12 protein-coding genes are annotated in these 13,135 nt (G+C 58.5%); 6 read left to right on the top strand and 6 right to left on the bottom strand.

Annotated elements, in window-relative coordinates:
• Window positions 1-44: 44 nt before the first annotated feature.
• Together G6L01_RS19450 and G6L01_RS19445 are read left to right on the top strand one after the other, a co-directional pair.
• On the top strand, window positions 45-1,559 hold the full coding sequence (locus tag G6L01_RS19450) for a malonate--CoA ligase (RefSeq protein WP_070165228.1): 1,515 nt from the start codon (window positions 45-47) through the stop codon (window positions 1,557-1,559).
• A gap of 128 nt (window positions 1,560-1,687) precedes the next feature.
• Window positions 1,688-3,034 (top strand): SLC13 family permease, encoded by a 1,347-nt coding sequence (locus G6L01_RS19445; protein ID WP_070165226.1) that lies wholly within the window; start codon window positions 1,688-1,690, stop codon window positions 3,032-3,034.
• A 109-nt stretch (window positions 3,035-3,143) separates the two neighbouring features.
• Here G6L01_RS19445 and G6L01_RS19440 read toward each other — a convergent pair whose 3' ends face one another.
• Complete coding sequence (locus G6L01_RS19440) at window positions 3,144-3,881, bottom strand: PspA/IM30 family protein (RefSeq protein ID WP_070165225.1); 738 nt, start codon at window positions 3,879-3,881, stop codon at window positions 3,144-3,146.
• Window positions 3,878-4,324 carry a YjfI family protein gene (locus G6L01_RS19435; RefSeq protein ID WP_070165224.1) on the bottom strand — a complete coding sequence of 149 codons (447 nt, stop codon included), beginning with the start codon at window positions 4,322-4,324 and terminating at the stop codon, window positions 3,878-3,880. The genes G6L01_RS19440 and G6L01_RS19435 overlap by 4 nt, the downstream gene beginning before the upstream one ends.
• A 279-nt stretch (window positions 4,325-4,603) precedes the next feature.
• On the opposite strand from G6L01_RS19435, the gene G6L01_RS19430 reads away from it, so the two are divergent.
• The 4 genes from G6L01_RS19430 to G6L01_RS19415 are packed head-to-tail and all read left to right on the top strand — an operon-like array spanning window position 4,604 to window position 7,440.
• The gene (locus G6L01_RS19430; RefSeq protein ID WP_070165222.1) at window positions 4,604-5,263 is read left to right on the top strand and encodes a YjfK family protein; all 660 of its coding nucleotides are present in this window, start codon (window positions 4,604-4,606) and stop codon (window positions 5,261-5,263) included.
• A gap of 27 nt (window positions 5,264-5,290) precedes the next feature.
• Complete coding sequence (locus tag G6L01_RS19425) at window positions 5,291-5,692, top strand: DUF350 domain-containing protein (RefSeq protein WP_070165220.1); 402 nt, start codon at window positions 5,291-5,293, stop codon at window positions 5,690-5,692.
• Window positions 5,693-5,702: 10 nt separating this feature from the next.
• The gene (locus tag G6L01_RS19420) at window positions 5,703-6,284 is read left to right on the top strand and encodes a DUF1190 domain-containing protein (RefSeq protein ID WP_070165219.1); all 582 of its coding nucleotides are present in this window, start codon (window positions 5,703-5,705) and stop codon (window positions 6,282-6,284) included.
• 1 nt (window position 6,285) lies between these two features.
• Window positions 6,286-7,440 (top strand): glutathionylspermidine synthase family protein, encoded by a 1,155-nt coding sequence (locus G6L01_RS19415; protein ID WP_071205695.1) that lies wholly within the window; start codon window positions 6,286-6,288, stop codon window positions 7,438-7,440.
• A gap of 119 nt (window positions 7,441-7,559) precedes the next feature.
• Here G6L01_RS19415 and G6L01_RS19410 read toward each other — a convergent pair whose 3' ends face one another.
• The 4 genes from G6L01_RS19410 to G6L01_RS19395 all read right to left on the bottom strand — a co-directional run bounded on the left by G6L01_RS19410 (window position 7,560) and on the right by G6L01_RS19395 (window position 13,134).
• A complete protein-coding gene (locus tag G6L01_RS19410) occupies window positions 7,560-9,392 on the bottom strand; it encodes an ABC transporter ATP-binding protein (RefSeq protein WP_071205693.1) in 1,833 nt (610 codons plus the stop codon).
• Between the two features lie 96 nt (window positions 9,393-9,488).
• Entirely contained in the window at window positions 9,489-11,273 is a 1,785-nt protein-coding gene (locus G6L01_RS19405) for a gamma-glutamyltransferase family protein (RefSeq protein WP_070165212.1), read from the bottom strand.
• Window positions 11,274-11,320: 47 nt separating this feature from the next.
• Window positions 11,321-12,190: an ABC transporter permease gene (locus tag G6L01_RS19400; RefSeq protein WP_070165211.1), complete on the bottom strand. Its 870-nt coding sequence runs from the start codon at window positions 12,188-12,190 to the stop codon at window positions 11,321-11,323.
• Window positions 12,187-13,134, bottom strand: coding sequence for an ABC transporter permease (locus G6L01_RS19395; protein ID WP_070165210.1), 948 nt, complete (start codon window positions 13,132-13,134; stop codon window positions 12,187-12,189). The genes G6L01_RS19400 and G6L01_RS19395 overlap by 4 nt, the downstream gene beginning before the upstream one ends.
• Window position 13,135 lies beyond the last annotated feature (1 nt).

The following is a 13,135-nucleotide window of genomic DNA, read 5'->3' as shown; positions in this document are numbered from 1 at the left end:
CGCGGCACAGACGGCGATCACCATGATCGGAGGAGTAGAGTAATATGAGCAACCATCTTTTTGATGCTATCAAGGCTGCAGCACGGCCTGATTCACCGTTCATTCTGACCAATGGCGGGAAGACCTGGACGTATGCCGATGCGATTGCGCTTTCCGGACAGATTGCTGGCGCTATCGCCAAGCTCGGCATTCAGCCCGGCGACCGGATTGCCGTGCAGATCGAAAAAAGCCCGGAAGCGCTGATCCTGTACCTGGCCTGCCTTCGCGCTGGCGCGGTCTATCTGCCGCTGAACACCGCCTATACGCTCGCCGAACTGGACTATTTCATTGGCGATGCCGAGCCGAAGCTGGTGGTTGTCTCCTCCTCCGCGCTGGAACCCATCAGGAAAGTGGCTGCCCCCTATGGAGCGCATGTTGAAACGCTGAATGCCGACGGCTCAGGCTCGCTGATCGATCTTGCCCGCATCGAACCGGCCGATTTCGCCAATGTCGCCCGCGCGCCAGACGATCTCGCCGCCATCCTTTATACGTCGGGAACGACCGGTCGCTCCAAAGGCGCGATGCTGACCCATGACAATCTTCTGTCAAATGCCTTGACCCTGCGTGATTTCTGGCGCGTCACAAGCGATGACCGGCTGATCCACGTCCTGCCGATTTTCCATACGCACGGGCTGTTCGTCGCCACCAATGTGACCCTGCTGTCGGGCGCGTCAATGATCCTCTTGCCAAAATTCGATCCTGAGGAAGTGCTGTCATTAATGCCGAATGCCACGCTTCTTATGGGCGTTCCGACCTTTTACGTGCGCCTCCTGCAAAGCCAAAAACTGGACCGGGAGATCACGGCCAATATACGTCTTTTCATCTCCGGTTCGGCGCCATTGCTGGCCGAGACCCATGTCGAATTCGGCAAGCGCACCGGCAAAGCTATCCTTGAGCGCTATGGCATGACCGAAACCAACATGAACACGTCCAATCCCTATGACGGAGACCGGGTTCCAGGCACAGTCGGCCTGCCGCTGCCGGGCGTGACCGTGCGCATCACCGATCCCGCCAGCGGTGCCATTCTCCCGGCGGGAGAAACAGGGTCCATCGAAATCAAGGGACCGAATGTCTTCAAGGGCTATTGGCGGATGCCTGAAAAGACCGCTGCGGAGTTCACCGCGGACGGCTTTTTCATCAGCGGCGATCTCGGCAAGATCGATGAGAACGGCTATGTTCATATCGTTGGACGCGGCAAGGACCTGGTGATTTCAGGCGGATACAATATCTATCCCAAGGAGGTCGAAAGCGAGATCGACCAGCTTGAAGGCGTGGTCGAAAGTGCTGTTATCGGCGTACCGCACCCGGATTTTGGCGAGGGCGTAACCGCCATTGTCATCTGCAAGCCGGGCGTCTCGCTGGATGAGAAGGCAATTCTCAATGCGCTTCAGGATCGGCTTGCCCGCTACAAGCAGCCCAAGCGCATTATTTTCCTGGAAGATCTGCCGCGCAACACGATGGGCAAGGTCCAGAAGAATGTTCTACGCCAGCAATATGCCGATCTTTACGCGGCAGCCTGATTAAACCCGGGAGCGCGCTCCAATCGCTCCCGGATTACGCCGCGTCATTTGGGAGGGGCGCGTGCGGACATATTCAATCCGAAAACACACATGCTGCCGGCGCTCATCACGCCGCAGGGAGGGGACTTATGAGCATCGAAATCCTATCTATAGGGCTGCTGGTTGCGATCTTCATTATCGCGACAATCCAGCCGATCAATATGGGGGTCCTGGCCTTTGGCTGCACCTTCGTCCTGGGCTCGCTGATTATCGGCATGAAGCCCGCCGACATTTTTGCGGGCTTTCCCGCCGACCTGTTCCTCACACTGGTGGCCGTCACCTATCTCTTTGCTATCGCTCAGATTAACGGAACCATCGACTGGCTTGTGGAGAGGTCTGTCCGGATGGTTCGCGGGCGTGTCGGGTTGATACCCTGGGTGATGTTCCTCGTTGCAGCGATCATCACCGGCTTCGGCGCCCTAGGGCCTGCTGCGGTGGCCATCCTCGCGCCCGTGGCACTCAGCTTTGCGGTTCAATACAGGATCCATACGGTATTGATGGGCCTGATGGTCATTCACGGCGCACAGGCCGGTGGGTTCTCGCCGATCAGCATCTATGGCGGCATTACCAACCAGATCGTTGCCAAGGCAGGTCTTCCCTTCGCGCCGACCTCACTGTTTCTCTCCAGCTTCTTCTTCAACCTGGCGATTGCGGTTCTGGTCTTCTTCGTTTTTGGTGGCCTTTCCATCCTGAAACAGAGATCCTCTGTCAAAGGCCCCCTGCCCGAACTTCATCCTGAGGGCATCTCGGCCTCGATAAAGGGCCATGGCGGCACGCCTGCCAAGCCGTTCCGTGACCATGCCTATGGCACAGCGGCAGACACGCAGGCAAAGGTCCGGTTGACGACCGAGAAGGTCACGACCCTGATCGGCCTTACCGCGCTCGGCGTCGGGGCTCTGGTGTTCAAGTTCAATGTTGGGCTGGTGGCGATCACTGTTGCGGTTCTGCTGGCTCTGCTTTCGCCCACAACGCAAAAGGCGGCTATCGACAAGGTAAGCTGGTCAACCGTGCTGCTGATCTCCGGCATCATCACCTATGTCGGCGTGATGGAAAAGGCAGGCACCATCGATTACGTCGCCCATGGCATCTCCAGCCTCGGCATGCCGCTCCTCGTAGCCCTGCTGCTGTGCTTTACCGGCGCCATCGTCTCGGCCTTTGCCTCATCGACTGCTTTGCTTGGGGCAATTATTCCGCTCGCCGTTCCCTTTCTGCTGCAAGGGCATATCAGCGCCGTTGGCGTGGTTGCGGCGATTGCGATCTCTACGACCATTGTCGATACCAGCCCGTTTTCCACCAATGGGGCCCTCGTGGTTGCCAATGCGCCAGATGAGCAACGCGACAAGGTCATGCGCCAGATGCTGATCTACAGCGCCCTGATCGCGCTGATCGGACCGGTCATCGCCTGGCTTGTCTTCGTCGTGCCCGGCATCATTTGATACGAAAACCGGGTGGCCAGAATCGGGTGGAATGCATCAGCGTTCCACCCGGTTTATTTTGGACTATACCGGCTCAGGTTTGCGTGTCCGGAAAGCCGCGTCCCTTTTCTTAGCGCTCAACCTTTTCGGCAGGCGCGGGCAGCAGAACCTGGGTGCCGGAACCGCTGGGGGCCATCAACTGCTTCAGCACATCGTCCGCCGATTGGCTGGAGCCACCGATGCCTGCTTCCCGCAGCTGACGATCAAGATCACTGCCATTTTCCAGCGCTGCCAATTCCGCACCGGCCTCGATCCGGCCTGCGGTGATTTCCTGGCGTTTCTTGATCCGCTCAAGGCTTTCCACTGCACTGCCAAGACGGGTGTTAATGCCAGACTGGCTATGTGAAATGGCCGATTGCGCCCGCAGCAGCGATTCGTTTGCCTTCACATTTTCCACTTCGCGCTTCATCTGGGTAATGCGCGCCTCGGTGTCCTGGATCGTGCGCAGCATCTGTTGCTGGCGCGGCAGCAGGCGGTTCAATTCCTCTTCGTCGCGCTGGATCTCCCCACGGATAGTAGCGATACGCTGTGCCAGGCCTTGGGCAAGGTCCATACGGCCAGCATTGACGGCGGCACGCGCGCTGTCGCTATCCTTTAGCTCCTTGGCACGGGCTTCTTCCAGCCGGCGCATGACGCTTTTATTGGATGCCATGATTCCAGCCAGATCCGAGCGCGCCCGGCGCAAGGACTGCTCGGCGTCCCGCAGTTCCTGATCGAGAATACGCATGGACTGACTATCGGCAGCAGCCTCAGCCACCTCGTTGACGCCGCCGCGAATGGCGGTGAAAATCTTTGCCCAGGTGCTCATGCTGCCATCTCCCCGTTCTTCCATTCGTCGATCATGACAGCCGCATCCACCGCATTGGCCGCGAGTATAGCGACTTCCTCGACCACTGTTTCGGCGCGGGAGCGGGTCGAAAGCGACCCAAACAGCTCATACCATTCCTCACCATCAATGATGGTAATGCCGAAGCTGGAGAGCGGTACAAACTTATGGGTCTTCAGAACCATGCGCTCGAAATCCGCGCGGTTCGGCACATCATCGCATGGCACCAAAACAATGCTGGCGAGAATATCGCGTTCGCCGCTGACCGCGACGAAAACATCCATGTCGCCCTTTTCCTTCAGCGTTACGCAGATCACGTCGCCGCTCTGGGGAACGGTCACATCGACATCGCCCAGCGCCTCGGGATCGGCTGCAAACAGACGGGTCAAACCTGTCAAAGTCCAGGGTTCCAAACATTCCTCCATCGGTTGAAATTCTGAGCGTTATCTGGGTATTCCGGCAGGCAGTTAAAAGCCTGTCATGCTAAATAGTTTGCGTGGAAAACGCCTTAAAGACAGGGCTCAAGTGATAACACCTGCGCCCTTGCTGGCCTTTCCCTCTCGTTGTTTTCAAGGAGCGGTCGCCCTCTTGTCGCTCAATCCTGACGTTTTTTCACGACGAAAGAATGATGGTCGAGGTTGTTCTTTCCAATCTTGATGCCATATTCACCGCAGCTATCGATTGCGCCTGAGAGGAGATGCTTGATGTTGGGCTGGTTCAGCGGACGCAAAACCGAAAAGCCGATGCAAAAGGAACTCGGTCCCCTGGGTGCCGTCATCGGTGGCGCGCTCGATCTTGATTTCCTGTCGCTGGAGGCCGACGCGCTGGGGTCGCAACCGGCGATGCCGCTGCCTCAAAGCGGCGCTTTCATCATTGCCGCCTATGGGGAAGTCCGGCTCGATGCAGCATCGGTACTGTCGCGCTATTACGATGAAAACCACCATATGATCCAGGTCATGTCCCCATCCGGCATGCCGGGCGATGGCATAGAGGATATCAGCTTCTATCGGCCCTGGGATAGCGTCGTGCCGGTCAGCCAGAGCGAATGGAGCCGCTGGACAGGACCATCAGGCATGATTGGTGCGTCGTCCTACGATGCCGACGGCATCCTGTTTAACCGCTTCTGGGGCGAAGGGCCGGAACGCGCCGAGACCGTGCAATTCGTCGAAGATATCGAGGATGGTGAAACCAGGCGTTCGATCCATCAATCCTGCATGCTGTATTATCGGCCCCTTGGGAACACACAGGAAATGCTGCTGATCAATGTGGAGCGGGATCTCGATCCCTCCCAGGCGCAGGCGGGCCGCTCTGTCGAATTTCTCATTGGCTACGGTATCGGTGCCGCCGATGTTCGTCGCGTCTGACCAAAACCTTTCCTGAGGGGATATTTCATGCTGCATTATATGGCGGGACTTCCAGCCTTTCTGGGTTATTTCTTCATTGGCATCGCGGCTTATGGTGTTTTTGCAGCAATTTACACGTGGCTGACACCCCATAAGGAAGTTGAATTGATCCGGGCAGGCAATCTGGCGGCGGTCACGGCATTTCTAGGCGCTCTCATGGGATTCAGCCTGCCGCTTGCCTCGGCGGCGGCCAATTCCGTTAGCATGATCGATTATATTCTTTGGGCATTCGTCGGCATTCTCGTGCAGATTTTCGCGTTTTTTGTCGCCAATTTCACCATGAAGGATCTGCATGAGAAAATCACCGCCGGTGATATTGCCGCAGGCCTTTGGGGCGGCGGCATCGCGCTGATCGTCGGCATTCTCAATGCTGCCTGCATGACCTATTGAGGAGGCCAGGATGCGCAGACGTTTAAGCGGGCGAACGCCCCCTATCCTCGCCCTCGGCACCATCGCCGCTTCCAGCCTACTGCTCTCCGGCTGCGGCGAGGATGCGCCCACCGAGCGCACCTTCACCTCCGTCGATCAATGCATCTCTCAAGGGATGGATCGGGAAGTATGTCAGACGGCTTACCAGGATGCCGTCAAAACCCATATGGCCAACGCACCGCGCTTTGATGGCATGGCCGCCTGCGAGGCTGAATATGGCGCAAAACAATGCGTGCAGCAAACAGCGCCCAATACAGGTGGCACCGGTAGCGGCAGCTTTTTTATGCCCTTCATGGCAGGATACCTGCTATCTTCGACCATTAACAATATTGGCGACTATTATCGATACCAGCGGGAAGCGACGCAAGGCAGCAGCTATGGCGGCGGAGGCAGCACGCCGATCTATCGCAACCGCAGCGGCCAAACAGTGACCATCAACAAAGGCCGCGACACGATCCTTGCTCCATCGAGCTCCAAGCCCGCCAATGTCAATACCCGCACGGTGAGCCGCCAGGGCTTCGGGGGGCGATCCTCCTTCAGTTTCGGCGGCTGACATGAAGCGCATCACTTTTGCGGAACGTCCAGATTGGCGCGACAAGGCGCGCGCCGTTGGCTTTGGTTTTCATGAAATGTATGGCGAGCCCTATTGGGTGGACGATGCCGCCTATGTGTTCTCCCTGGAAGAAATCGAGACCCGGATAGAGGCGCCAAGCCAGGAACTGCATGATATGTGCATGGACCTGATCGGCGATATCGTCGGCAGCGAGGAGGCGCTTGACCGGCTGGCCATTCCAGACGATCTTCGCGACGTTATCCGCAGATCCTGGCAACGCCAGGACCGCCATCTCTATGGGCGTTTCGATCTCGCCTATGATGGCGAAGGCCCTGCCAAGCTGCTGGAATATAATGCCGATACACCGACCTCGGTCTTCGAGACAGCCTATTTCCAGTTCAATTGGCTCACCGACCAGCAGGCGCTTGGCGCACTGCCCGCCGATGCCGACCAGTATAATCTATTGCAGGAAAGCCTTGTGGAGGCGTTCGAGCAGTTTCCAAAACAGCCGATGTTCCATTTCGCGGCGATGACCGAGAATGAGGAAGATCGCGGCACCACGGTCTATCTGATGGATTGCGCCCTCCAGGCGGGGCATCGTGTCGAGCTTCTCGATATCGGCGATATTGGTGTCGATGCAGAAGGCCGATTCACGGATCTGCAAGACCGTGTGATCGACCAGTGTTTCAAGCTTTACCCCTGGGAATTCATGCTGCGCGAGCCGTTTTCGCGTCAATTGGCACGGTCCGGCGATGTGTTTGTCGAACCTGCCTGGAAATCAATCCTGTCCAACAAGGGGCTGCTGCCACTGCTCTGGCAACGCTACCCCAACCACCCCAATCTATTGCCAAGCTTCTTTGCAGATGACCCCGCCGCCTCAAGCCTTGGCGACTACGTGCGAAAGCCGCTTCTGTCGCGCGAGGGAGAAAACGTCACGCTTTTCCAAGGTGGCAGGGAATCTCTTGTCTCTCCAGGTGGTTACGGCGAGGAGGGATTTATCGTGCAAGCCTATGCGCCGCTGTTTAAGAGCGAGGCGGGCTTTGCAGTACTTGGTAGCTGGATTGTCGGTGATCGCGCCTGCGCCCTTGGCATCCGCGAGGACCGATCCCGCATCACCGCCAATCTCTCGCGCTTTGTGCCGCATGTGATCATCTGACGTTAGAGTCAGTCTGAACCAGACTGACTCTAGATTCTTTTGTTTTCGTTTGTCTTTTGGGAAAACCGGTTTCCACTTTTCCCTGACAAACTAGTGCAGCGGATTTGTCCGAAAGCCTATCATACCCTCGCGTCATCCCGCATGACCATATGGCCCGGTGACACCTGTTCATAGCGTCTTTTGGGCGGTTGATAGCCGAGCGGGCGCACCGGGCTTTTCAGCTCTTCGCTGTCCAGATCGCGCCGGATATTTCGGCGGGAAGGATCCGGTACCGGCACGGCTTTCATCAGTTTTCGGGTATAGGCATGTTGCGGATTGGAGAACACAGCAGCTCTCGGGCCGATTTCGACGATTTCGCCCAAGTACATCACCGCGACCCGGTGGCTGACCCGCTCCACCACCGCCATGTCGTGGGAAATGAACAGAAAAGCGATTTTCAGGCTGGCCTGCAAATCCATGAGCAGATTGCAGACCTGCGCCTTGATGGATACGTCAAGCGCCGAGACGCTTTCATCGGCGACGATGACTTTCGGGTCCAACGCCAGCGCCCGGGCAATGGCGATGCGCTGGCGCTGGCCGCCGGAAAACTCATGCGGATAGCGGTTGGCCATATCGGCGCTGAGGCCCACCCGCTCCATCAGGTCGGCGGCTTTGTCCCGCGCCTGCCGGTGCGTGGCCAATCGGTGAGTGGTGATCGGCTCGGCCACCGAAGCACCGACAGTCATGCGCGGATTGAGGCTGGCGAACGGGTCTTGAAAAATCATCTGGATGGAGCGGCGCATCCGGTTGATATCGGGGCCCCTCAGGGAGAGGACATCATAGCCATCCAGCTGGACCGAGCCGCTGAGCGGATCGATCAGCCGCATGACGGAGCGTCCGGTGGTCGATTTTCCGCAGCCGGATTCTCCCACCAGCGCTAATGTTTCGCCCTGGAAAAGATCGAAGGAGACATCCTCGACAGCATGGATCACGCCGGTTTTTCTGCCGAACAACCCACCTTTGATATCGAACCGGGTGACCAGATCTCGCACCTGGAGAACCGGCGTCAGGCCCCGCTCGACAGTATCGGCGACAACCGTGGGCTCCACCCGTTCGCCGGTCGCCATATCCACGACCGGAAAACGCTTCGGCCAGGCGGCATCGCCCATTTCCCCCAGCCGTGGCACCGCAGAGAGCAGGGCGCGGGTATAGGGATGGCGGCCCTTGTGAAACACATCGCCCGTCGTGCCGGTTTCCACCACATCGCCGCGAAACATCACCATGGTGCGGTCAGCAATTTCGGCCACAACGCCCATGTCATGGGTGATGAACAGCACGGACATGCCCTCTTCCGCCTGCAATTGCTTGATGAGATCAAGGATCTGGCCCTGGATCGTCACGTCAAGGGCCGTGGTCGGCTCGTCGGCGATCAGGATTTTCGGCTTCAGCGCCAGCGCCATGGCAATCATCACCCGCTGGCGCATTCCGCCCGAGAATTGATGCGGATAATCATCAAACCGCGCCCCGGCATTGGGGATGCGAACCTTGTCCAGCAAGTGGATAGTCTGCGCCCGCGCCTCGCCTTTGGACAGACCGCCATGGGCAATCAAGGCCTCGGAAATCTGCCGGCCGATGGTGAAAATCGGATTGAGGCTGGTCATCGGCTCCTGAAAGATCATCGCCATGTCCCTGCCGCGTACGTTGCGCATGGCCTTTCGGGATAGAGCCATCAGATCGCGGCCCTCCAGCATGATCCTCCCGGTCGTCCGGCTGGTCTGGTCAGCCAGCAACCGCATGATCGATAGCGACGTCACGCTTTTGCCCGAACCGCTCTCGCCGACAATGGCGAGCGTCTCGCCCGCCATCACATCGAACGACACATCGCGGACCACGGTTTTCCAGCGTCCATCCACCAGAAAAGCGGTGTTCAGCCCTTCTACGGACAAGATCGGTGCAAGTGTTTGCGCGCTCATGGCGGGTCCTCGTTGGCTACGGGCTACAGACTCGAGTTTGTCTTGATTTCGTTTGTCTTTTCGGGAAAGCGGATTTCACCTTTCCCAAGGCAAACCCTATCGTCCGACAGCATAGGCCTGCATCAATCTGGGCGTTGCCGCCGCTCGCAACAGTCCATCGGCATCGCGTCGCGCTGCGGTCAACCGGCCAATAGACCATGGTTCGGCAACGGTCAGGGCATGACCGCGTCTGGCCAACTCAGTAATCGTCGCCTCGGGGAAATTCTTCTCCACCATCAGGCTGCCCGGCTCACGGGTGCGCGGATAAAACGAGCCGGGGAAATGCGAGGTGTGGAAGAGCGGTTGATCGATAGCCGCCTGAAGATTGAAGCCATGGTGAACATAGCGCAGGAAGAACGACAACTGCCATTGATCCTGCTGGTCGCCGCCCGGCGTGCCAAACGACAGGGTGGGACGGCCTTCATACAGCGCGATGGATGGCGTCAGGGTGGTGCGTGGGCGCTTGCCCGGTTGCAGCGAGGTGGGCAGGCCGGGTTTGAGCCAGAACATCTGCGCCCGTGAATTGAGGCAGAAGCCCAGCCCCGGCACAATCGGCGAGGATTGCAGCCAGCCGCCGGATGGCGTGACGGACACCATATTGCCGTCGCGGTCGATCACATCGATATGCACGGTATCACCGCGCTTTTCGCTCAAATGCGCCATGGTCGGCTCAAACACCGCCCCGGTTTTCGACGTGGCGCCCAACATCTCCATGGTGCGGGTATATTGATCCTCAAAGCCCGCAACCCGGCCCGGCACCAGATCGAAAGACGCCGTCTCGCCGATCAAGGCGCGACGCTCAGTGGCATAGGCCTCGCTCAGCAAATGCTGCATCGGCACCGTGGCGAAGGCCGGATCGCCATAATAGATCTCGCGGTCGGCATAGGCCAGCTTCATGGCTTCGGTGACGGTGTGAACGAAATCCGGGCCATCCGAGGCCATGGCCGCAATATCGAAGCCTTTCAGGAGCGATAGGGCCTGCAACAGCACCGGCCCCTGGCCCCATGGTCCGGTCTTGGCCACGGTCCAGCCATGATAGTCAAAGGTTTGCGGCTCCTCTATCGTCGCAGACCACTGCGCCATATCGTCAGCCGTCAGCACGCCTTTGTGGCACGCGCCACTCGCATCCATCACCGCCGTGGATTGGACATAGCGATCGATTTGTTCGGCCACAAAACCACGGTAGAAGGCATCACGAGCAGCCTCGATCTGCGCCTCGCGGCCGGATTTCGCCTCGGCTTCCGCAATGATCCGCTTCCAGGTCTCGGCCAGAACTGGATTGGTGAACAGGTTGTTCGGCTCCGGGGCGAAGCCGCCCGGCAACCAGGTCTGGTGCGAGGTTGGCCAATGCTGTTCGAAGAAACTGCCAAGGCCCTTGATGGTGGCCGAAACTCTGGCCAACACCGGGTGGCCTTTTTCGGCGTAATAAATGGCTGGTTCCAGCACGTCGCGCACGCTCATCGTGCCGTAATCGCGCAGCATCAGCATCCAGCCGTCAAAGGCGCCGGGGATAACGGTTGCCAGCAGGCCATCACCGGGAATGAGATCCAGGCCTTCCGCCGTGTAATGCTCGATGGTGGCGCCCGCCGGTGCTGTCCCCTGGGCGCAGATGACCTCCACCTTGTCCTTCTTTTTCGAATAGATCACGGCAGGCATATCGCCACCCGGACCACACAGATGCGGCTCGACAACTTGCAGCACGAAGCCGGTGGCCACAGCGGCATCGAAGGCGTTACCGCCCTTTTCCAGTATGGCCATGCCGACGGCAGAGGCAATCCAGTGGGTGGAGGCGACAACGCCAAAGGTGCCGAGAATTTCAGGCCGGGTGGTAAAATCAGTCATAGCATATATCCCAGAATTGAAATGGAGGTGGGTTTCGGCTGTTTGCCTCAGGAAGAGCGCGGATCGAGAACGTCACGCAGCCCATCACCCAGGAGATTGAAGCCGATGACGACGAGAAAAATCGCACCGCCCGGCCATATGGCCATCCACGGCGCCTGGCTGAGAAAATTCTTGGCGACATTCAGCATCGAACCCCAGCTGGGCGCTGGCGGCTGCTGTCCAAGCCCCAGAAAAGACAGGCTGGCTTCGGCGATGATCGCAGTGGCAACCGTCAGCGTTGCCTGTACCAAAACCGGCGCCAGGATATTGGGAAAGATATAGCGGCTCATGATTGCCACATGTCCGAGGCCAATGGAGCGTGCGCCCTCCAAATAATCTTCCGTTTTCACCGCCAAAACCTGACCGCGGCTCAACCGGATGAAGGTTGGCAGTGCCGAAAGGCCGATGGCGATCATCGCATTGGTCAGGCTGGGCCCAAGAAAAGCGGCAAGGGCGATGGCCATGATCAGAAAGGGCATTGCCAGGAAGGCCTCGGTGATGCGGGAAATGACCATATCGATCCAGCCGCCGAAGTAACCGGAGAGAATGCCAAGCGGAACGCCGAGGATGGTAGCAATCGCCACGGAGAAAATTCCTGCGGCAAGCGATGCCCTCGCCCCCCAGATCATCCGGGACATGATATCCCGCCCAAGGTCATCCGTGCCGAACGGGTGGGCCAGCGACGGTGCCTTGCGAATGGCCGACCAGCTCGACGCCAAGGGATCGGCAATCGGCAGTAATGGCGCCAGCAGCGCCACCGTGAGAAAGAACAGGATGATTGCCAGGCCAACCAACGCCGCCTTATTGGCTTTCAGTTTTCGCCAGCCTCTTCCGGATGGATGGAACGGGGCGGTTGCGGCCTCACTTATGGCGGTCATAGGCTGGCCCTCATCCGAGGATTGAGAAGAAGATAGAGACAATCGGCCATCAGGTTCATCAGGATGAAGCCGATGGCGGTGCAGAGCACGACGCCCTGGACGACGGCATAGTCACGATTGAAAACCGCATCGACGATCAGCTTGCCAAAGCCGGGAATGGTGAAAATCTGCTCCGTCAGCACCGCACCGGCCAGCAATTCGCCAAACAGCAAGGCGGTCAGGGTGACGATGGGCAAAACAGCATTGCGAAAACTGTGCGACAGGATGACCGAACGTTCGGGCATGCCCTTGGCGCGGGCGGTGCGCACATAATCCGAACTGAGAACCCCCAGCATGGCCGAGCGCGTATGGCGCATGATCGATGCCGCCAAGGCGTTGCCCAACACGAAAGACGGCATCAGCATGGTTTTCATCGACATCCATGGGTCGGAAAAGAACGGTTGATAGCCGGAGGCCGGCAGCCAGCCAAGCCGGACCGAAACCAGCAGAATGAGCATGATACCAAGCCAGAAATTCGGGATCGACAGGCCAGACAGCGCCACCACGCTTGCCAGGTAATCGATCAGCGTATTCTTCTTGACCGCCGCCAGAATGCCGAGGGGAATGCCGAGGGCGAGAGCAAAGATCATCGACATGATGGCCAGTTGGCAAGTGACGGGCAATTTCTGGCCGATCAGTTCCAGCACGGGTTGATTGGTCCGCAACGACATGCCGAGATCACCCTTCAGAGCAGCGCCAAGCCACATCGCATATTGAACGGGCATAGGATCATTCAGGTGATATTTCTCGCGCAGGCTTTCCATCACCGCGGGATCGCGATCTTCTCCCGCCATGATCAGCACCGGATCACCAGGCAGAAGCTTTTGCAGCGAAAACACGAAGACAGAAATGATCAACAGCGTCGGTATGGCCAGCAACAGGCGCCGGGCAAGGAAAGTGGGCATG

It is taken from the genome of Agrobacterium vitis, from assembly GCF_013337045.2.
GTDB lineage: Bacteria > Pseudomonadota > Alphaproteobacteria > Rhizobiales > Rhizobiaceae > Allorhizobium > Allorhizobium vitis_B.
The sequence above is the reverse complement of the archived record's forward strand: the minus strand, read 5'-3'. Positions and strand labels throughout refer to the sequence as shown.

Excerpts from the sequence above, each read along its gene's own strand:
- G6L01_RS19450 (WP_070165228.1), top strand. The coding sequence starts at position 45 with ATGAGCAACCATCTTTTTGATGCTATCAAGGCTGCAGCACGGCCTGAT.
- G6L01_RS19445 (WP_070165226.1), top strand. The coding sequence starts at position 1,688 with ATGAGCATCGAAATCCTATCTATAGGGCTGCTGGTTGCGATCTTCATT.
- G6L01_RS19440 (WP_070165225.1), bottom strand. The coding sequence starts at position 3,881 with ATGAGCACCTGGGCAAAGATTTTCACCGCCATTCGCGGCGGCGTCAAC.
- G6L01_RS19435 (WP_070165224.1), bottom strand. The coding sequence starts at position 4,324 with ATGGAGGAATGTTTGGAACCCTGGACTTTGACAGGTTTGACCCGTCTG.
- G6L01_RS19430 (WP_070165222.1), top strand. The coding sequence starts at position 4,604 with ATGTTGGGCTGGTTCAGCGGACGCAAAACCGAAAAGCCGATGCAAAAG.
- G6L01_RS19425 (WP_070165220.1), top strand. The coding sequence starts at position 5,291 with ATGCTGCATTATATGGCGGGACTTCCAGCCTTTCTGGGTTATTTCTTC.
- G6L01_RS19420 (WP_070165219.1), top strand. The coding sequence starts at position 5,703 with ATGCGCAGACGTTTAAGCGGGCGAACGCCCCCTATCCTCGCCCTCGGC.
- G6L01_RS19415 (WP_071205695.1), top strand. The coding sequence starts at position 6,286 with ATGAAGCGCATCACTTTTGCGGAACGTCCAGATTGGCGCGACAAGGCG.
- G6L01_RS19410 (WP_071205693.1), bottom strand. The coding sequence starts at position 9,392 with ATGAGCGCGCAAACACTTGCACCGATCTTGTCCGTAGAAGGGCTGAAC.
- G6L01_RS19405 (WP_070165212.1), bottom strand. The coding sequence starts at position 11,273 with ATGACTGATTTTACCACCCGGCCTGAAATTCTCGGCACCTTTGGCGTT.
- G6L01_RS19400 (WP_070165211.1), bottom strand. The coding sequence starts at position 12,190 with ATGACCGCCATAAGTGAGGCCGCAACCGCCCCGTTCCATCCATCCGGA.
- G6L01_RS19395 (WP_070165210.1), bottom strand. The coding sequence starts at position 13,134 with ATGCCCACTTTCCTTGCCCGGCGCCTGTTGCTGGCCATACCGACGCTG.